Origin of the sequence: Oceanobacillus sp. FSL W7-1309, assembly GCF_038002145.1 — a bacterium.
GTDB classification, from domain to species: Bacteria; Bacillota; Bacilli; order Bacillales; family Amphibacillaceae; genus Oceanobacillus; species Oceanobacillus profundus.
In genome coordinates this window covers 433,829-453,120 of the sequence record NZ_JBBOBX010000002.1, presented here as the reverse complement: position 1 = coordinate 453,120, position 19,292 = coordinate 433,829, and the positions used below count along the sequence as shown (strand labels likewise).

At 38.4% G+C, this 19,292-nt stretch carries 19 protein-coding genes; all 19 read right to left on the bottom strand.

The features are described from left to right. Positions 1 to 59: 59 nt before the first annotated feature. The 19 genes from dprA to smc all read right to left on the bottom strand — a co-directional run bounded on the left by dprA (position 60) and on the right by smc (position 18,767). Positions 60 to 764 (bottom strand): DNA-processing protein DprA, encoded by a 705-nt coding sequence (dprA, locus tag NST46_RS14890; RefSeq protein WP_275669469.1) that lies wholly within the window; start codon positions 762 to 764, stop codon positions 60 to 62. A gap of 284 nt (positions 765 to 1,048) precedes the next feature. Continuing rightward, positions 1,049 to 1,951, bottom strand: a complete 903-nt coding sequence (gene sucD, locus NST46_RS14885; RefSeq protein ID WP_095308600.1) for a succinate--CoA ligase subunit alpha — start codon at positions 1,949 to 1,951, stop codon at positions 1,049 to 1,051. Between the two features lie 45 nt (positions 1,952 to 1,996). Then, positions 1,997 to 3,157, bottom strand: a complete 1,161-nt coding sequence (sucC, locus tag NST46_RS14880; protein WP_095308599.1) for an ADP-forming succinate--CoA ligase subunit beta — start codon at positions 3,155 to 3,157, stop codon at positions 1,997 to 1,999. A gap of 397 nt (positions 3,158 to 3,554) precedes the next feature. Continuing rightward, positions 3,555 to 4,409, bottom strand: a complete 855-nt coding sequence (locus NST46_RS14875) for a peptidoglycan-binding protein (protein ID WP_341137416.1) — start codon at positions 4,407 to 4,409, stop codon at positions 3,555 to 3,557. Between the two features lie 225 nt (positions 4,410 to 4,634). After that, entirely contained in the window at positions 4,635 to 4,901 is a 267-nt protein-coding gene (locus NST46_RS14870) for an EscU/YscU/HrcU family type III secretion system export apparatus switch protein (protein WP_095308597.1), read from the bottom strand. Beyond that, positions 4,898 to 6,646 (bottom strand): hypothetical protein, encoded by a 1,749-nt coding sequence (locus NST46_RS14865; RefSeq protein WP_341137415.1) that lies wholly within the window; start codon positions 6,644 to 6,646, stop codon positions 4,898 to 4,900. The genes NST46_RS14870 and NST46_RS14865 overlap by 4 nt, the downstream gene beginning before the upstream one ends. Before the next feature lie 23 nt (positions 6,647 to 6,669). Further along, positions 6,670 to 7,440, bottom strand: coding sequence for a ribonuclease HII (locus NST46_RS14860; RefSeq protein WP_303448209.1), 771 nt, complete (start codon positions 7,438 to 7,440; stop codon positions 6,670 to 6,672). Between the two features lie 145 nt (positions 7,441 to 7,585). Then, positions 7,586 to 8,437, bottom strand: coding sequence for a ribosome biogenesis GTPase YlqF (gene ylqF, locus NST46_RS14855; protein WP_251658728.1), 852 nt, complete (start codon positions 8,435 to 8,437; stop codon positions 7,586 to 7,588). A gap of 4 nt (positions 8,438 to 8,441) precedes the next feature. Continuing rightward, positions 8,442 to 9,011, bottom strand: coding sequence for a signal peptidase I (lepB, locus tag NST46_RS14850; protein ID WP_095308592.1), 570 nt, complete (start codon positions 9,009 to 9,011; stop codon positions 8,442 to 8,444). A gap of 144 nt (positions 9,012 to 9,155) precedes the next feature. After that, a complete protein-coding gene (rplS, locus tag NST46_RS14845; protein ID WP_095308591.1) occupies positions 9,156 to 9,500 on the bottom strand; it encodes a 50S ribosomal protein L19 in 345 nt (114 codons plus the stop codon). A 162-nt stretch (positions 9,501 to 9,662) separates the two neighbouring features. Beyond that, positions 9,663 to 10,403 carry a tRNA (guanosine(37)-N1)-methyltransferase TrmD gene (gene trmD, locus NST46_RS14840; protein ID WP_341137414.1) on the bottom strand — a complete coding sequence of 247 codons (741 nt, stop codon included), beginning with the start codon at positions 10,401 to 10,403 and terminating at the stop codon, positions 9,663 to 9,665. Continuing rightward, positions 10,403 to 10,915 (bottom strand): ribosome maturation factor RimM, encoded by a 513-nt coding sequence (rimM, locus tag NST46_RS14835; RefSeq protein ID WP_095308589.1) that lies wholly within the window; start codon positions 10,913 to 10,915, stop codon positions 10,403 to 10,405. Before rimM ends, trmD begins: the two co-directional genes overlap by 1 nt. Positions 10,916 to 10,934: 19 nt before the next feature. Continuing rightward, entirely contained in the window at positions 10,935 to 11,324 is a 390-nt protein-coding gene (locus NST46_RS14830; RefSeq protein WP_095308588.1) for a YlqD family protein, read from the bottom strand. 252 nt (positions 11,325 to 11,576) lie between these two features. Then, a complete protein-coding gene (locus NST46_RS14825) occupies positions 11,577 to 11,804 on the bottom strand; it encodes a KH domain-containing protein (RefSeq protein ID WP_095308587.1) in 228 nt (75 codons plus the stop codon). A gap of 9 nt (positions 11,805 to 11,813) precedes the next feature. Then, a complete protein-coding gene (rpsP, locus tag NST46_RS14820) occupies positions 11,814 to 12,092 on the bottom strand; it encodes a 30S ribosomal protein S16 (protein ID WP_095308586.1) in 279 nt (92 codons plus the stop codon). Between the two features lie 338 nt (positions 12,093 to 12,430). Further along, positions 12,431 to 13,774, bottom strand: a complete 1,344-nt coding sequence (gene ffh, locus NST46_RS14815) for a signal recognition particle protein (RefSeq protein WP_095308585.1) — start codon at positions 13,772 to 13,774, stop codon at positions 12,431 to 12,433. A 13-nt stretch (positions 13,775 to 13,787) separates the two neighbouring features. Next, positions 13,788 to 14,105 carry a putative DNA-binding protein gene (locus tag NST46_RS14810; protein ID WP_095308583.1) on the bottom strand — a complete coding sequence of 106 codons (318 nt, stop codon included), beginning with the start codon at positions 14,103 to 14,105 and terminating at the stop codon, positions 13,788 to 13,790. An 80-nt stretch (positions 14,106 to 14,185) separates the two neighbouring features. After that, complete coding sequence (gene ftsY / locus NST46_RS14805) at positions 14,186 to 15,187, bottom strand: signal recognition particle-docking protein FtsY (protein WP_095308582.1); 1,002 nt, start codon at positions 15,185 to 15,187, stop codon at positions 14,186 to 14,188. 13 nt (positions 15,188 to 15,200) lie between these two features. After that, positions 15,201 to 18,767 carry a chromosome segregation protein SMC gene (gene smc / locus NST46_RS14800; RefSeq protein ID WP_118888937.1) on the bottom strand — a complete coding sequence of 1,189 codons (3,567 nt, stop codon included), beginning with the start codon at positions 18,765 to 18,767 and terminating at the stop codon, positions 15,201 to 15,203. Between the last annotated feature and the right edge of the window lie 525 nt (positions 18,768 to 19,292).

Here is a 19,292-nt window from a genome sequence, read left to right as displayed (position 1 = left end):
ACTAAATTTATCCTATGAATTTGTCAAACATACTTTATTTTATACTTTATTATTAAAATCTATTTGGTCATTAAATTATGAATAGCCATCCAATCTTCGTATATATCTTGTGCGTTATGAACAAGTTTCGCCCCGTCCTGAATCATTTGATGACAACCTTTTGTTTGTGAAAGTAAAGGTGATCCAGGAACTGCATATACCTCTCTTCCTTGATCAAGGGCTTGGTCAACTGTTATTAGTGTGCCACTTCTTTCAGTTGCCTCAATCACTAATGTTCCAAATCCAAGGCCGCTAATAATGCGATTTCTTTCTGGGAAATGGTATTTTACTGGCCGAACATCTGGGGCATATTCGGTTAAAACGAGACCATGTTTCACAATTTGGTGGAACAGGCTCATATTCTGCTTAGGGTAAACATGCATGAAACCGCCTCCTAAAACAGCTATCGTTTTCTGTTTATAGGTTAAGGCGATTTTATGTGCTAAACTATCAATCCCTTTAGCCATACCGCTTACAATTAACCATTCATTTTTTACAAGCGGCTTTACTACATGATCTATCTTTTGAGCGGCCTCACTTGATGGATTTCTCGTTCCAATTACACTGATTGCCGGACTATATGCTAATAACGAGATATCGCCAAGCGCATACAGTACAAGTGGAGCATCTTTAATTGTATTTAACATAGGAGGATAACTTTCGTCAACTATTGTGATGATTTTATACTTATTTATATCGTGTACTATTTGCTGCCTTATAGCCAAATTATGAAGATCAGAATAAAATAATGCGGCATTTTTATTTGGGAGGGTAAATCGATTTGTAATCTCTGCAGAAGAAAAATGATAGATCTGTTCAAGCGAGGGATCGTATTGAAGAAGTTTACGGATAAACCTTCTCGTAATTCCACGACAGCGGTGCAAATGTATTAACCTTAAGCGAAGTGTATCCAAGCATACACCAATCCTTTCTCCAGTTAAAATTGTAGGAGAGCCTGAAGAAACTATCTCTTCCGGCTCTCCTCTAGGTTCACCTAAAAGCTTTGTTCTTAATGTGTTTTACACTTTTCTTCAAGTCCATTTTCTTTTAGAACCTTAATCATTGTCTCGCCCATTACGGCAGGCGTTTCAGCAACTGTAATGCCACACGCCTCCATGATACGAGTCTTTTCCTCGGCAGTACCTTTACCACCAGAAATAATTGCACCAGCATGTCCCATCCGTTTTCCTGGAGGTGCAGTCGCACCGCCGATAAAGCCTACAACAGGTTTTTTCATGTTAGCTTTAACCCATTCCGCAGCTTCTTCCTCAGCTGTACCGCCAATTTCACCAATCATAATAACTGCCTCTGTTTCTGGATCCTCATTGAATTCTTTTAGAACATCGATAAAGTTTGTCCCATTGACAGGATCTCCACCAATACCGACTGCTGTTGTTTGACCGTATCCAGCTTGAGTTAATTGATGAACTGCTTCATATGTTAACGTTCCAGAACGAGAGACAACCCCGATGTGTCCTTTTTTATGAATATAACCCGGCATAATTCCAATTTTCGATTCGTCTGCAGTGATAACACCCGGACAGTTCGGGCCAATTAGACGTGTTTTCTTTCCTTCCATGTAACGCTTTACTTTTACCATGTCTAAGACTGGAATATGTTCTGTAATACAGATAACTAAATCTAACTCTGCATCTGTTGCCTCTATAATCGCATCCGCAGCAAATGGAGCAGGTACATAAATTACCGATGCCGTTGCACCAGTTGCATCTACTGCATCCTTTACTGTATTAAAAACAGGTACACCTTCAACCTCTGTACCAGCTTTCTTTGGTGTCACTCCCCCAACGATTTTCGTGCCGTACTCAAGCATTTGCTTCGTATGGAATGTAGCTGTTGCACCAGTGATTCCTTGGACAATTACTTTCGTATCTTTATTTATATAAACACTCATTTTCGTCCGTCCTCCCAAAATTAAAAGTTTAATATAGCCTCTCGATTAGTTCACCATTGATACAATTTTTTCTGCACCATCAGCCATTGAACTCGCTGATGTAATATTTAAACCTGATTCTTCAAGAATTTTCTTCCCTTTTTCCACGTTTGTACCTTCTAGGCGAACGACTAATGGAATTTCAAGACCTACTTGTTTTGTTGCCTCTACAACACCCTCGGCAATAACATCACATTTCATAATACCACCAAAGATATTGACGAAAATTCCCTTTACATTCGAGTCGGATAGAATGATTTTAAATGCTTCTGTTACTTTTTCAGCAGTTGCGCCGCCCCCAACATCAAGGAAGTTAGCCGGATCCCCGCCATAGTGCTTAATAATGTCCATTGTTGACATCGCTAGCCCCGCACCATTTACCATACAGCCAATATTTCCATCCAAGGAAATGTAGCTTAGGTCATATTTAGATGCTTCAATTTCTTTTTCATCTTCTTCTTCTAAATCTCGTAATTCAACGATATCTTTTTGACGGTATAACGCATTATCATCAAAGTTTAACTTTGCATCTAATGCTAAAACCTCACCATCTCCAGTCGTGACAAGTGGATTGATCTCAGCAATAGAACAATCTTTTTCTACAAAAGCTTGATAAAGTGCTGTCATAAACTGAACTGCTTTTCCAATTAATTCATTTGGTATATTTATGTTAAATGCTAGTCTTCTAGCTTGGAAAGGTGTCAAACCAACAACTGGGTCAATAACTTCCTTAAAGATTTTTTCAGGCGTTGCTTCTGCTACTTCTTCAATCTCTGTACCGCCTTCTTCAGATGCCATGAAAACGACACGTGAAGTTGCACGGTCCAAAACAACCCCCACATAATATTCGTTCTTAATGTCGCAGCCCTCTTCAATAAGTAAACGTTTAACTTCTTTTCCTTCTGGTCCCGTTTGATGGGTTACCAATGTTTTTCCAAGAATTTCATCCGCATATGTACGAACTTCTTCCAAACTTTTTGCTACTTTAACTCCTCCGGCCTTACCTCTTCCACCGGCATGAATCTGCGCCTTGACAACGGTTACAGATGTGCCCAATTTTTCCGCTGCTTCTACCGCTTCATCCACTGTATACGCTACATAGCCTGTTGGAACTTTCACACCAAAATTGCGTAAGACTTCTTTCCCCTGATACTCGTGAATGTTCATCTTCCATCCTCCTATTCAATTTGAATGCATCTCCATTGTATTAAAAAAAAACAAATTTCACAAGAATTAGTGAAAATTGTTTAAATCGTGTTACGAATTGCTAAACCTTAATGCTTCATTTTTGTTCATTAACAAAAACGATTTAGGGAACAAATAATTCGAGTCTGCTTTAGCTTTCATAGATAGATTGGTCCATGATGAAAAGGTGTGAATGACTAAATTATAGAAAGTATTGATAATTACGTGAAGGACGTTTTTAGGACGGCTTTCTTACTACACTAGAATATTATAATATATAAATACCACTGCTAAAGACACATCCAGTTCTAGCGCCTGGTTAGCGACTAGCGAGACTTTCCTCACCTTTGCATGTCGCTAACTGAGCACTTTTTATCTTTTATCCAAACATTTTAGCGAAGGTATTTTTACCTGATTCTCCGTCGACTTTTATTTTCCTATCACGCTGAAAGTCTCGCACTGCTTTTTCTGTACCTGGCCCAAACAACCCATCAAGTCCATTCGGGTTATATCCTAGTGCATACAGAGTTGCCTGTAATATCCATGTTATATTTCCTTTGGCATTTCTTCTGATGGTAACCGTAGCCGCTTCCGTTCTTGGACCCCATATGCCATCAACGGGTAATCCTGCATTATATTGCTCATTTAACTCGGTTTGATAGCCTTTTACCAACGCTCTTTTAGTCTGTGGTCCATACACACCATCTACCTTTAAAGCCGTATTATATCTTCTATTTAAAGTAGACTGGATTGTTCGAATTCGACTAGAACTATTTTTAATATCGGATGCACCAAACGATTTTAGATAAGTGGCAGGATTTAAACTGTCGTTTGCCCTATCTGCTGTATAGCCATATGGTGGTGTACTTGGTGCCGTTTTTCTTACTTCATAGTGCAAGTGTGAACCTGTAGAATTCCCAGTATTACCTTGTCTGCCGATAATGTGACCTTTATTGATGCGTTGCCCTCTTCTGACATTTACACTATCCAGGTGGGCGTATAACTGCCCTCTTCCATTTTTATCTTGAATAAACACTACATTTCCATATCCGCCAAAGCCTGACCCAGCTTTCCCCATTCCGGCAAATATAACGATGCCTGCAGTAAAAGCATTAATTGGTGCCCTGTGGTATTTAACAAGATCAATCCCTGCATGAAAGGTACCTCTTACCCCCGTGATAGGATGTGTTCGATATCCGTATGGTGAAGTTACTCGATATCCTTTAAATGGCATAAAAACAACCCTCCTTCTTATTTTATGCAAAATAAAAAACACCCTCTTGGATGTTTGTAGGTAATTATTTTTATTTTCTGCTAAAGGTGACTTCTACCTCGCCAAAATAAATACAGGCAAGATAGAAGTTTTCTAACCCTTCAAGCTTCTCGTATTTGTTGATTTCAACGTTTCATACAAGTGCAATTAATCGAAGTTCTCCAGTTGAAGATTCTTTGGATCTTCCTATTTCAATTGCTTATCGGCACGATAAACAAATGCAAATACTTCAGCAACCGCCTGAAATAATTCCTCTGGTATTGTTTCATTAATATTTAGCTCTGCCAATAATTCAACGAGTGAAGAATCCTCTAATATCGGTACATTATTTTCTTTTGCTTTTTTTAAAATTTCTTCCGCAACTAGTCCTTTCCCAGTTGCAGTAACTTTAGGAGCAAAATCTTTTCCTTGATCATACCGGAGCGCTGCGGCCTTCTTTCGTCCCTCTGTCATATTCGATAATCAACTCCTTGATAGGATGAATATACTTTTTCTGTTGTTTCCTTAGCAGGACTTTTTAATTCTTGCAGCGCTTTAAAGTCCACGGATGTCAGCTTATAATCTAAAGCCTCCAATCCCTGTCTTAGTACAGGTATTAATTTCACTGTCTGACGCTTTAATTCTTGTATATCATTATAAATCGTAACGGTAACGGAGCGTTTCTGGATATGCATATCAATAATCGTCTGCTTTAATCCATGTAAGTCCAAATAAAATAGAATACGACAGTAATCTGGGTTAACCTTCCCGTCTTCTGTTTTCCTACTCTCAAATTCAAGCTCTAAATCATTGACTAGTCCAAGCTTCTCAGCTGGAATTTGCAGGGATGCTTGAATCACACTATCCGATTCGTTTATGGAATTAAGTTGCATGCCGTTAATAAAATGCAGCAACTGTCCGGCCTTTTCGTGCGCAGTACCGTCACTTTGCTGTACATACTGAAGCAACAGTGATTTTAAACTTTGTTGCTCAAGATTTTTTTGTGCAAGCTGATGTTCATAATTAAGTCCTGTATATGTGAGCACTTGCTGTAATTGCAGCATAAATTGCTCGTTCGGACCCTTTGACAGGAAGAGTTTATCAAACTGAGCGGTTTTCAGCAGCGTATCTATCTCTTTATAGGTAATAGGACTACCCAGCGACACTATTAAATTCATCATACTATTTAATTGAACTGGATTGTTTGACAGTTCTCGTAAAAATTTCGTTTGTTCAATCGGAAGAAGCGGAAGAATGTTTTGATTCAGTTGTTCTTTTAACTGAATGAATTCACGCTGTGCTAATACAGGTTGATTCAACGCATTTTTCCACGCTTGTAAGAATTGTTGTGAGTGATTCAATAATCCAGATTGGTTGGAATGTAGCTGTTCAAAAACTTCCACAATATCATTGGAGTGAAGAGAAAATGGCAGTCTTATATTATGTTGGTTCTCTTTTAATACTTGTCCAACTTGTTGCCACTCCGAGACCCATCCCTTGAAATCAACATCTTGATTCAGCATCCCTAGTCCTTTTACAACGTGAAATATTTGCTGCTTATTTTGTCCATTTAGTAGATTAAACTGTTTCGTTAAAGAAGCAGTTTCACTAATAGGCCTTGATATCAGTTGTTCCAGCTTTGTCCAAAGTTCTGTTTTATTGTTTGTTGACTTCATTTCTTCTAATAGCTCATTCATTTGACTCGAGAATTGACTTGAATTTTTTATCGATAATGCCTGAAAAACATCCCAGGTAATTGGAAACCTTCTTCCAATCATTTCTAACAAGATTTGCTTAGCCGCTGACCTATCCTTCGATTGTTCGAAGATATGCAACGCTTCTTTTAATTGCGATTGATCAAATGGTATATTTCCATGAATTAGAGCTTGTATAAAAGAACTGTTAGCCTTATTTGGTTTCACGTTTAGCTGATTCATTAATGGTGCTAAACTAGTTTTTGTTTGTTTTTTTATGTATTCACTAAGCACTTTCAAATAAATCATTTCATCTGAGGTTTGCACTTGAAAATGATATGTATTACCAATTGAAAGAGCCGCCTCTAGCTTGGCAATCATGTTTTGTCCACCAAGCTGTATTTGCGCTTTATTTTCTGGAAATATTTTCAAAATTTTCCCTTGAACAATTTGTCCGGGTCTCAATCGCTGTTCAGTCTGTGTAACCTTAGCTAATTTTTCTCCAGTAAGCTTATAAATACTCATTGGTGAACATCCCTTCCAACTCTTTAACTAATGCTATTTCTGACGGGTGCATAAGATCTACGATGATATGGTGAAGCACCAATCTCACGAAGTTTTTCTAGATGATGCTTTGTGCCGTAACCCATATTAGACATAAAATTATAATCAGGGTATTCTTCGTGCATTTCTCTCATTAAATTATCTCGAGTTACTTTGGCAAGTATGCTCGCAGCTGCTATTGAAATGCTTTTGGCATCTCCTTTTATGAGCGACTCTGTAGAATAAGGTAAGTCCCTTAGCTCAACAGCATCTATCAGGACATGATCTGGACTCGGTTTCAACTGATTTATCGCCTGGCGCATCGCTAGCTTTGTCGCTTCAAAAATATTCATTTCATCAATTGTTCGATTATCAATGATTGCAACTCCGTAACTGACAGCTTGTTCTCTAATCTTTGTAAAAAAATAATCTCTTGTCGCTTGATTTAACTGTTTTGAATCATTTAGGCCGTATAATGTAAAATCCACTGGTAATATGACGGCTGCTGCAACAACTGGTCCTGCTAAAGGTCCGCGCCCTGCCTCATCAACCCCAGCAATGTATTGACACCCCTTTGAATAAGCAACTTGCTCATAATGGGACATCTCGACAAACTGATCTGCTAACTGTTTCTCTTTCGCTTTTTGCTTTTCATAGCTTTTCAGTAATTGCTGAACGCCCTTTCGTTCGTCTGCCTTCAATTCCTGAATCATTTCGTCTGTTACTTCGTTATTTTTAATTTGTTGTCTTATAACAGTAATCGATTGCTTTTTCACCTTATCACCATACTCTCTTTTATATCGGCTTATCTTCTTATTTGATTTAGGGTTAGTACCTTACATTTACCTATTATTTCGGCTAAATGCATTTGCTCACGCTTTTGTACAAAAAATAGGACACACATCTCCTGAGATGTATGCCTTATGCTTCTTGCGGTGCTTCTAATGTGATATTCCCTAATCTCCCTGTACGAAGATCCCGTAACACAATTTCAGCAACTTTATCAAAGTTGATATCTCCACCACTTAGCAGTGCTCCGCGTTGCTTTCCGATTGCATTAAATATCTCTAACATATCATTCATATTTCTGTCAATTTCATACCTATCTTCAAGCTGAACTGGGTAATGTACTTGCATATAGTTAATAACAAATGCAGTAATATCTTGTAACGAAAGCAACTGATCTTTAATTGTTCCAATTGCAGCTAATCGGTAGCCAACTGCTTCTTCCTCGAATTTGGGCCAAAGGATACCAGGTGTATCAAGTAATTCAAAGTCCTTTTTTACTTTAATCCATAACTGTTGCTTTGTAATTCCTGGCCGATCTCCAGTTTTAGCAATCTTTTTATTCGCTAGCCGATTAATAAGTGTTGATTTACCAACATTTGGTATTCCAACAATCATCGCTCTTGCAGCTCTTGGTTTAATTCCCTTTTTCAAAAGCTTATCCATTTTTGCTTGGCCAAGTTCTTTCGCCATCTGAATAACATTTTTAATATCTGCCTTATTATTTACATCAACCGCGATTGCAGGAATCTTCTTCTCTCTCAAGTGTGCTATCCACTTTTCCGTTTGTCTGGCGTCAGCTAAATCCTTCTTCATCAAAACAACCATTTTTGATTTTTGTTGTAACACTTGCTGGAGCATTGGATTCTGTGAGGAAAGCGGGGCCCTCGCATCAACTAATTCCATTACGAAGTCTACAAGTTTCAGCTTTTCTTCTACTTCTCTTCTCGCTTTTGCCATATGCCCTGGAAACCATTGTATGGTCATAATTTTATTCCTCCTTTCCAATTAATTGCATTCGATCGAATGGCCAATAAATTAAACTGGTCTTCCCAATAATTTCATCCATCGGTATGACACCCAGCATTCTGCTATCTGTTGAATTACCTCGATTGTCACCTAAAACAAATACATGTCCATCTGGAACTACCTCAAATCCTCCAGGAAGCTCTTCTAATGTAAAATCGTTTGTCAGCATTTGATAAGGCTTCATTTGATCCTTTTGTTCATCTAGAAAAGGCTCTTCTACTGGCTCTCCATCGATATAGAGCACATTATCCTCTACCGCCACATGTTCACCTGGCAGGCCAATTATTCGTTTAATAAAATCCTTTTGAGCTGAAGCGTGAAAAACAACAATATCAAATCGTTCTGGGTCTTGGATTAGGTAAGAAAATTTATTAACGATCATTTGATCTCGGTCATGCAGTGTCGGCAGCATGGAAGGTCCGTCAACTACAATCGGAGCAAATAGAAAGGCGCGGACGATAAACGCCAAACCAAACGCTAGTAATAGCGCTTTTATCCAATCTAACCATTCGTTTTTCTTTTTTTTCGCCATATATTCCCCTCCGACCGATTCTATATGTATTTACTCTATTTTAAGCTAGCATGACGTATTCATACAAGCTAAATAGCAAAAAGGAGCTTGCGCACATTTGCCAAGCTCCTTTCCAATAACGTTTTTCGGGTCAGCTCATGTCGATTAGCGACGTTCTTTAATACGAGCTGCTTTTCCACGTAGATTACGAAGATAGTATAGTTTCGCACGACGTACAATACCGCGACGAGTAACTTCGATCTTATCAACTCTAGGTGAATGTAATGGGAAAGTACGTTCAACACCTACACCATAAGAAATTTTTCTTACTGTAAATGATTCACTAATTCCACCATTTTGACGTTTGATTACAACACCTTCGAACACCTGAATACGTTCGCGAGTCCCCTCAACTACTTTTGCGTGAACTTTTACCGTATCACCAGGACGAAAATCAGGATGATCCGTACGAAGTTGATCTTTTGTGATATCTGCAATAAGTTGTTGCATTATCCTTCACTCCTTCCAAACCAATGCTCATTATTCATTTTGTAATAAGCGGAACATCGTTTATATGTACCTAAGCGCACTTAAGCACAATAATAAATATACCATATTGAAAATGATAGTTCAACACCCTTTTTAGACAATTGCAAGGTTTTTTAGCAATGCTTATTTCTCTTCGTTTGCTCTAAGCTTATCTATTACCTTCTGCTCCGTCTCATTTAAAACATAATGCTCAAGTAAATCACGACGGCGCTTATAGGTTCGTTTTAATGCTTCTTCTTTTCGCCAGTCTCTTATTCTCGCGTGGTCTCCTGATAGCAATACGTCTGGAACTTTCATACCACGGAAATCAGCTGGCCTCGTGAAGTGAGGATGCTCCAATAACCCCGTAGAAAAAGAATCCTCTGGAGCTGATTCTTGATTCCCAAGTACATCAGGCAGTAAACGAACGACACTATCTACAACGACCATTGATCCAAGCTCTCCACCAGTAAGGACATAATCACCAATTGAGATTTCATCGGTAACAAGATTTTCTCGAATTCGCTCATCGTATCCTTCATAATGACCACAAATAAAAATAAGATGTTCCTCTTCAGCCAGCTCTTCTGCTTTTCTTTGCGTGAACGATTCACCCTGCGGGCACATGAGAATCACACGAGGTTTTGTCTGCCTCTCTTTTTTCACAGCGGCTACGGCATCGAATACAGGCTGCGGGGTTAATACCATTCCTGCTCCACCGCCATACGGATAGTCATCTACCTTTAGATGCTTATTCACGGTATAATCTCGGAAATTAACAAGGTTATAGCTAAACTTTTCTTTTTCAGCGGCTTTCTTTAATATTGATGATTGGAAAACGCCGGTAAACATTTCTGGAAAAAGGGTCAAAATATCGATATGCATTAGTCAAGCAGTCCTTCCATTAGTTCAACCACAATTTTCTTATTTGCTACATCTACTTCTGTTACAACGTCATCAATATATGGGATGAGAATATCCTTACCAGCTTGCTGCTTTACCACCCATACATCATTTGCACCAGGAGATAATATCTCTTTAATTTTTCCTATATTTTCTCCAGCAGTAGTAAAAACCTCACAACCAATGATTTCGTGATAATAATACTCATCTTGCTGTAGTTCGGTTAATTGCGCTTCACTAATTTTTAATTTACAGCCTTTGAATGTTTCCACATCATTAATATTCGTGTAGCCTTCGAATTGCAAAAGATCAAAACCCTTATGCATCCGATGGGCAGTAATTTCAAGTTCGATGGACTGCTCGTCCTTTACAACAAAAAGCTTTTCACCTGGAGCAAAGCGTTCTTCAAAATCACTAATACGCAATACTTTTACTTCACCTCGGATACCATGAGTATTGACTATTTTTCCTACATTAAACATACGTTCGTTCATCTTCTCACCTACTCATTATTCATTCATTAATTCGGACAACAATATCATCTTTAATGACGATTATTTGTTCTTCCATAATCTCGTTCCAGTTAGAACCAACATTTACTTCAACAAGAGCTTCAACTTCTTTTTCAATAATCTCACTTCCAAGCTCCAGCGTTTCCAATTGACTTATTTTAAAATCGAGCAGTTTAATCTTTTCTTTACGATTATTTATTTCTTGCTGGAAACGTTGTTCAATTTCTTGCTTTGCACTACCAGCTTTATTCTGCAATTTTCTTTTTTCAAAAAGGAGCTGTTGACACTCTTGTTCAAGCCGCAATTTATGATCATGGAAATTGCGATAAATCTTTTCTTTACTTTTCTCTGTGACAACTTGCTTAATCACTACTTTTTTAATGATATTCACTGGATTTCCTCGCTCCCGTTATAAAAATGAAACTTCGATCAGTTTTGTGCCCCTCCCACAACTTTGCATTTTATTTTTCTCATGCTTAAAGGTGGTGGGGATTACTGCCGTTAATGGGGGTGAAAAGTTAGTATTCACCGAGTCTTTAACAGATTCATTAGTTGCATTTATAGAGTCAAGAACTATCTGCCAAACAATCATTTCAAGATGTGTAAAAGGGAAAGAAGAACCCTTTGGAGGTCCGCTTTCCCTTTACATAATGTCCAAATAAATACGTTTATTACCATCCGTTTTTGCTGCATAGACAACTGTACGAATTGCCTTTGCAATACGTCCATTTTTTCCAATTACCTTTCCGACATCTTCCTGATGAACAGTAAGATGATATACAATTTTTGTATCTTCTTCTGTCTCCTTAACAACGATATCTTCCGGGTGATCAACCAATGGGGTAACAATCGATTCTATTAGGGCCTTCATGATATCACACTACTTCTCTACTTGATTTTTTTGGTCGTGGAATTTTTTCATGATGCCTTCTTTTGAGAAAAGATTACGAACTGTATCACTTGGTTTTGCACCTTTTGTCATCCAATCAAGTGCTTTTGCTTCATCAATCTTAACTTCAACCGGGTTGACTACCGGATTATATGTTCCGATTTGTTCGATTTGACGTCCGTCACGAGGAGAACGTGAATCAGCTACAACGATACGATAAAATGGGTTTCTTTTTGATCCCATACGCTTTAAACGAATTTTAACAGCCATTATTTGCACCTCCAATAAAATGTTATTCACAATTTAAGATTCTAACAGAAAAAAATGGGTCTGTAAAGTGTTTTTACATTACAACGTTAAAAAGTATTTTTTTATTACTTCCAGCTCCGATTCCCAGAGGCCAGGCTTCCTTCATCTCATGATAATCTGTAGAAGATTTGCCGACTACCAAGACATGTAGCTTAGTCGTATTTATACCCTCGCGGTGAAATCGGGCATCGACTTCAAGTAAAAGGATGGCTGACTAAAATCAGCTACGCCTAACGTCGGAATCCCCCTAAAGTGCGAGGCGCAGTCTATACGCCTCTCAGGCACTCCTGCTTCCGAATTTACATGAAAGGAAATTTCATGCCTTTGCCTTTTTTTCCTTTTTGCATGTTTGTCATTTGCTTCATCATCTTTTTCATTTCACTGAATTGTTTTATCAAGCGGTTCACTTGGGATACGGATGTTCCAGAGCCTTTGGCAATCCGCTTTCTGCGACTCCCATTAATAATGCTTGGGTCTACTCTTTCTTTTTTTGTCATCGACTGAATGATTGCCTCTACTTGCGTTAGCTGCTTTTCATCCAGCTGTGCGTTTTTAAGACCCTTCATTTTACTTGCGCCAGGAATCATGGACATCAAATCATCTAGCGGTCCCATTTTCTTTACCTGTCCCATCTGTTCAAGAAAATCGTCAAATGTAAAGGACATCGTACGCATTTTTTCTTCCAGTTCTTTCGCTTGCTTTTCATCAACGTTTGTTTGTGCTTTTTCAATTAACGAAAGCACATCACCCATGCCTAGGATACGAGAGGCCATTCGATCGGGATGGAATGCCTCTAACTGGTCTAGTTTTTCACCCATCCCAGCAAACTTAATAGGCTTGTCCGTAACGGCTTTAATAGATAATGCAGCACCGCCACGGGTATCCCCATCCAATTTTGTTAGCACAACTCCTGTAATATCAAGCTGTTCATTAAAGCTTTCTGCAACGTTCACCGCATCTTGACCTGTCATGGAATCAACAACTAAAAATATTTCATCTGGGGTGACAGCTGATTTAATTTGTTGTAATTCATCCATCAAATCTGTGTCTACATGTAAGCGCCCAGCTGTATCGATAATAACATAATCCCGGTGCTCTTCCTTCGCCTTTTCAATCGCTCCTGTTGCAATATCTACTGGATTTGCTTCTGTCCCCATTGAGAACACAGGCATATCAAGTTGTGTACCAAGTGTTTCTAATTGCTTAATTGCCGCAGGACGATACACATCACATGCGACTAATAGTGGCGAACGATTATGTTTCTTGCGTAATAAATTAGCTAGTTTACCGGTTGTTGTTGTTTTACCAGCACCTTGTAAACCTACCATCATAATGACGGTTGGCGGGCGGTCAGCCACAGCAATTTTACTTTGCTCACCACCCATTAATGTTGTCAGTTCCTCTTTTACTACTTTAATTACCTGTTGACCAGGTGTTAAACTCTCCATTACCTCCTGGCCAATTGCACGCTCCTTAATACGGGCGATCAAATCTTTTACCACTTTAAAGTTTACATCCGCTTCCAGTAATGCAAGGCGGACTTCACGTGTCATTTCTTTTACGTCTTGCTCAGAAACCTTCCCCTTACCAGTTATCTTCTTGATTGTACTTTGCAGGCGGTCGGCTAATCCTTCAAATGCCATAGAAGGTGTCCTCCTAATCTAATTCTTTTAGTTGATGAAGCATTTTCAAAACAGACTGATCTGCAACTGATTGCTCCAATTTTTCAATAAGTGCTGCTCGCTGTTCAAATTTCTCATATAAATGCAATTTTTTTTCATATGATTCAAGCATAGCCTCTGTACGTTTGATATTATCATATACTGCTTGGCGGGACACATGAAACAATTCGGAGATTTCTCCGAGAGAATAATCCTCTAAGTAATACATTTCCATGTAATTACGTTGCTTCGGCGTCAAAAGCGCTTGGTAAAAATCGAATAAATAATTAATGCGGGTTGTTTTTTCAATCATAATTCACACCCCTTGTTAAGTGAAATTCCTTTACATTATCATAGCGAATGCTTTTGTTTATTGTCAAGGAATTTCAAATTCTACTCTGCATTTGCTTCGGTTCCAAGATCTGCGAATAAACCATATACAAATGCATTGGCATCAAATTGCTGCAAGTCTCCCACTTGTTCCCCTAGCCCAACAAACTTCACAGGGATATGAAGTTCATTTCGTATCGCAAGTACGATCCCACCTTTTGCTGTGCCATCAAGCTTCGTTAATACGATACCAGATACATTTGTTACCTCTGAAAATGTTTTGGCTTGGCTTAGGGCATTTTGACCAGTTGTCGCATCTAACACGAGGAGAACTTCATGCGGTGCATTTGGTATTTCTCTTTCGATGACACGTTTCACCTTCGAAAGCTCATTCATTAAATTCACTTTATTTTGAAGTCTGCCTGCAGTATCACAAATTAACACGTCTGCCTGGCGTGATTTCGCTGCTTTAATTGCATCAAAAATTACTGCTGCTGGGTCACTGCCTGCATTATGTTTAATAACATCAACTTCAGCTCTTTCCCCCCATACTTCCAGCTGTTCAATCGCGCCTGCGCGAAATGTATCCCCTGCTGCCAAGATTACCTGTTTTCCTTCTTGCTTTAGCTGGTGTGCTAGTTTTCCGATTGACGTCGTCTTTCCAACACCGTTAACGCCAACCACAAGGATAACAGAAAGACCTTGTTCCTGGATGTTCAATTTTTCGATTTCTGCTTGATCTTCACCATAATAAATCTCCACAAGTTTTTCAGATATAATATCTTTTATCCCGTTTGTATCTTTAATGTTCTGGCGTTTCACTTCCATCTTCAGCTCTTCAACGAGATCCATTACAGTTGTAACACCAACATCTGCAGTTATAAGAACTTCTTCTAGCTCTTCAAAAAAATCTTCATCGACTTTACGATATCGAGCAATTAAATCATTAATTTTTGATGAGAAAGAATTACGTGTCTTTGTCATACCTTCTTGGTATTTTTTAGAAACCTCTTCCTCTTTTTCATTCTGTTTAAATTTATTCTTTAACTTATTGATAAAGCTCATATTTGTTTCCCTCCTAAGAATTTATTAATTCTTTCGTCTCCTCTAATCGAACCGAGACAAGCCGTGACACACCTGATTCTTGCATCGTAACACCATATAACACATCCGCTTCTTCCATTGTACCTTTTCGGTGTGTAATCACAATAAATTGTGTGTTATCACTGTATAATTTAACATATTTCGCAAAACGGGCAACATTTGCTTCATCAAGCGCTGCTTCAACCTCGTCAAGAATACAAAATGGAACTGGCCTTACCCTTAAAATAGCAAATAGTAGAGCAATTGCCGTAAGTGCACGTTCTCCACCAGATAGCAAGCCTAAATGCTGCAGTTTTTTCCCTGGTGGCTGTGCGATGATATCAACACCTGTATCCAATAAATTTTTCGGATTGGTTAATTTCAGTTCAGCATAGCCGCCACCAAATAACTGTTTGAATACATCATGAAATTCATCTTTTATCTTGTTAAATGTTTCATCAAACCGCTTTTTCATTTCTTCATCCATTTCATCAATAACGGTATAAAGTGTTTCTTTTGCTTCGACAAGGTCATTTTGCTGTTCAGACAGGAAAGTGTAGCGCTCCGATATCCGTTCGTATTCTTCAATAGCACCAAGATTAACGGTTCCAAGACGATCTATTTGTAATTTCAACTCACTAACGATTGTTTTTGCTTCTATCATATTTTCTGCCTTCTGATACTGCTGTTTTGCCTTCTCGTATGTGATGGTATATTCCGTCTGTAGATGATTCAATCGGTTTTCGAGTTCAACATCAAGGCGACCTGCACGAACTTCTTTTTGCTGAATGGATTGTTGCAGTATTTGAAGCCTGTTACTTTTTTCTTTCCGTTCTTTTTCCTCATCTAGAACATACTGTGTTTGTTGTGCTCTTTCAGTACGTTTCTGATGAATTTCATTCGTTAACATTTCCTTCTCTTGCTTAGCAGCCGCAATCCGTGCCGCCACCTCTTCTTCTGTTTCTTTCGATTGTTCAATTTCTAATAAATTGCTCAATTCCTTCGCATAGTTATGATGCTGCTCTTTTAGTTTATCTAATTGCTCACCAGTTGAATTTGTTTTTTCGCGCTGATACTTCACTCTTTCTTCTTGTTCAGCAAGTTGGATTTGTAATTGATGCAGATTATCCTGCAGCATTTTTTTATTCTCTTTAAATGCAGCTTCTTCATTCGTAAGCGAGTCGATTTTCTGTTGAATGGAATCCAACTGTACTTTAAGTGCAGTTAATTCTTCTGTTAAACTTTCCTCTCGTTTAGTAAGTTCTTTACTATCTTGAACAAACTGCTGCTTGTCCTGATCATAGATTGACAGGCTATCGTTAATAGAAGAAAGTCTCATCTCTACTTGTTTCCACTCCGAGTGTAATTCTTGTAGTGCATTTTGCTCCGAAGAAATCGTGCTCTCTTTCGTTCTTAGATCATTTTCCAGCTGCTTAATCAATTGCTTCTTACGCCCGACAATTGATTCAAATTGAAATATTTTCTGCTGGAATCCTTCGATTTTTTCGGTTACTTCTTGCAAATCCTTTTCTCTTGTAAATAGCGACTGATTCGTTTTCTTTTGAGCTCCACCAGACATGGAACCTCCAGGATTTACGACATCCCCATCAAGTGTAACAACGCGAAATCGACGGTTAACGAGTGCAGCAATTTCATTTGCATCCTTTAATTTTTCAGCAATAATAACATGTCCCATTAAATGATTAACTGCCTTCTGGTAAGTAGCGTTTGTATGTACGAGTTTTGATGCTATTCCGTGGAAGCCTGGATGACCTTCCATTTTCGCTAACATATCTTGCGTAATAAAACGTTCCTGGATAGAACCAAGCGGTAAAAAGGTTGCTCTTCCATTATTTGTTTGCTTCAACCAAGCGATTGCCCTTCTTGCTGCCATATCATCTGTTACAACAATATGCTGTGCTTGCCCACCAAGAGCAGTTTCAATTGCTGTAATAAATTTTTTCGGAACATCAATCAATTCGATTACGGCACCGTAAATATTCTCCAGCTTCTTTTCTTCACGAGCCTTCAAAATTGCTTTAACCCCATGGAAAAACCCCTGAAAGTCTTCTTTCATTTCTTCCAGCATTTCTTTTTTTGATTTTAATTTTTCTATATATTGATAGCCTTGGTATAGTTTTGTTTGCGATTCTTGAAAAAGGCTTCGCTCGGTTTCTAAGTTCAATTTTAATTGCTTGACATCGGATTCGATTGCTGAAAAGCCAGATTCTCTCGCTCTATAGCTTGCTTCTAATCGATTCTTCTCTTCCGTCAATTGCTCTCTTTGCTCAATTAGACTTTGAAATTTATTTGACTGTTTTTCCTTTTTTCCATTTATCTGGTGTAATTGCTGGGCGACAGATTGCTTTTCATTCCTTTTCGCTGCTTGCTTGTTAAGTAATTCAATATAATCCGATTTTAAATCTTCAATTTGCTCTGAAATACTTTCTTTACTTGTGTTTAATTTAGCTTCTAGCTCGTTTGCTTGTTCTTTATATTTTTTTCGATCATGCTGCAATTGTACAAGTAGCTTCCTTTCTTTTGCCAGCTCATCCTCTAACGCAGCAATTCTCGTATTGCTTTCTTTTTTCTGCATTTCTAATTTATGCTTATTTTCACCAAAATGCTTCGATCTTTCATCCAGCAGTTGTTTTTTGCCTTCGTACTTTTCAAGCTGCTCAGTAGCAATTAATAGATTTTCTTGCATTTCCTCTATTTTTTCATCCAGATGCTGAATTGCTTTATTCTGGTTCTCGATTTCATCTTCCTTTTTTTGGATCATAGACTTAAGGGCACTTTCGGATAACTTTTCTTCCTCAAGCTCCTTTAATTGTGTTTTCCATTGCTGGTGCAGCTGTTCAATTTCAGATAATAGATAGGAAATTTCCTTTTCTTTAAGCATTTCTTTTAGCTCTATATACTTCTCAGCTGTTTCAGCCTGTTGCTTCAACGGATTAATCTGCTGTTCAATCTCGTGGATAATATCTTCAACCCGATTAAGATTTTCCTGGGTTTCCGCTAATTTATATTCCGCTTTTTTCTTGCGCTGTTTGTATTTCAGTACTCCTGCAGCTTCTTCAAAAATCGTTCGTCTTTCCTCAGCTTTTGAGCTAAGGATTTCTTCGACTTTTCCTTGGCTTATAATGGAGAAAGCTTCTCTTCCAAGACCAGAATCCATGAAAAGATCAATAATATCCTTTAATCGGCATGACTGCTTATTAATATAGAACTCACTATCACCAGAACGATAAACTCGACGTGTAACACTAATTTCTTCATAATCAAGTGGCACTCGTTTATCTTGATTATCGAGTACGAGTGTAACTTCAGCGACATTTAATGCTTTTCTTGATTCACTGCCCTGGAATATGATATCTTCCATTTTGGAGCCACGTAATGATTTAGCTGATTGTTCACCGAGCACCCAACGAATTGCGTCGGTAATGTTACTTTTCCCGCTTCCATTCGGACCAACCACAGCTGTTACTCCTGGCACAAATTCCACATTGATCCGTTCTGCAAATGATTTGAAGCCCACACTTTCCAATCGTTTTAAATACATATACATTCTCCTAATTCCAAAAGAACCCTATTCCCCTTAGTTCCTTGCTATATTTCTTTTTTTTATTTTTAAGAAGTTGTTCTAAAAGTCCGGTGAAAATCATACATCGAGAACAAGGACCTTCGACTAAAAACCGACCCATCCTGTGTCGAAAGTCGAAGCCACCATATCCTGTGGAAGCCTGGTACGGGGAGCTTTGCCGTCTTGAACTTCGACGCCAAGGGCGTGCTAGTGTCGGCTTTGCACCAAAGCTTTTCAGTGGGACAAGTAATCGCAGCCCCAGAACGTTTCGGCTTTAGCCTACCTCGGTCCTTTTCATCTTCCTTTTGAACACGCACTTTAAGTATTATTTTAAATGAGATCCTCTGCTTCCTGCTTCTCATTGTTGTTATATTCCATTTGAAATTGCTTAACAAAAAAATAGTTTGGCTTTTTAACTTATTTATTTTATCATAAACTTATTAACAAAAGAAGTGCAGAACTGTTTCAGGCTTCAACGAATCGCAAGTGTTTTGCAAAAAAGGA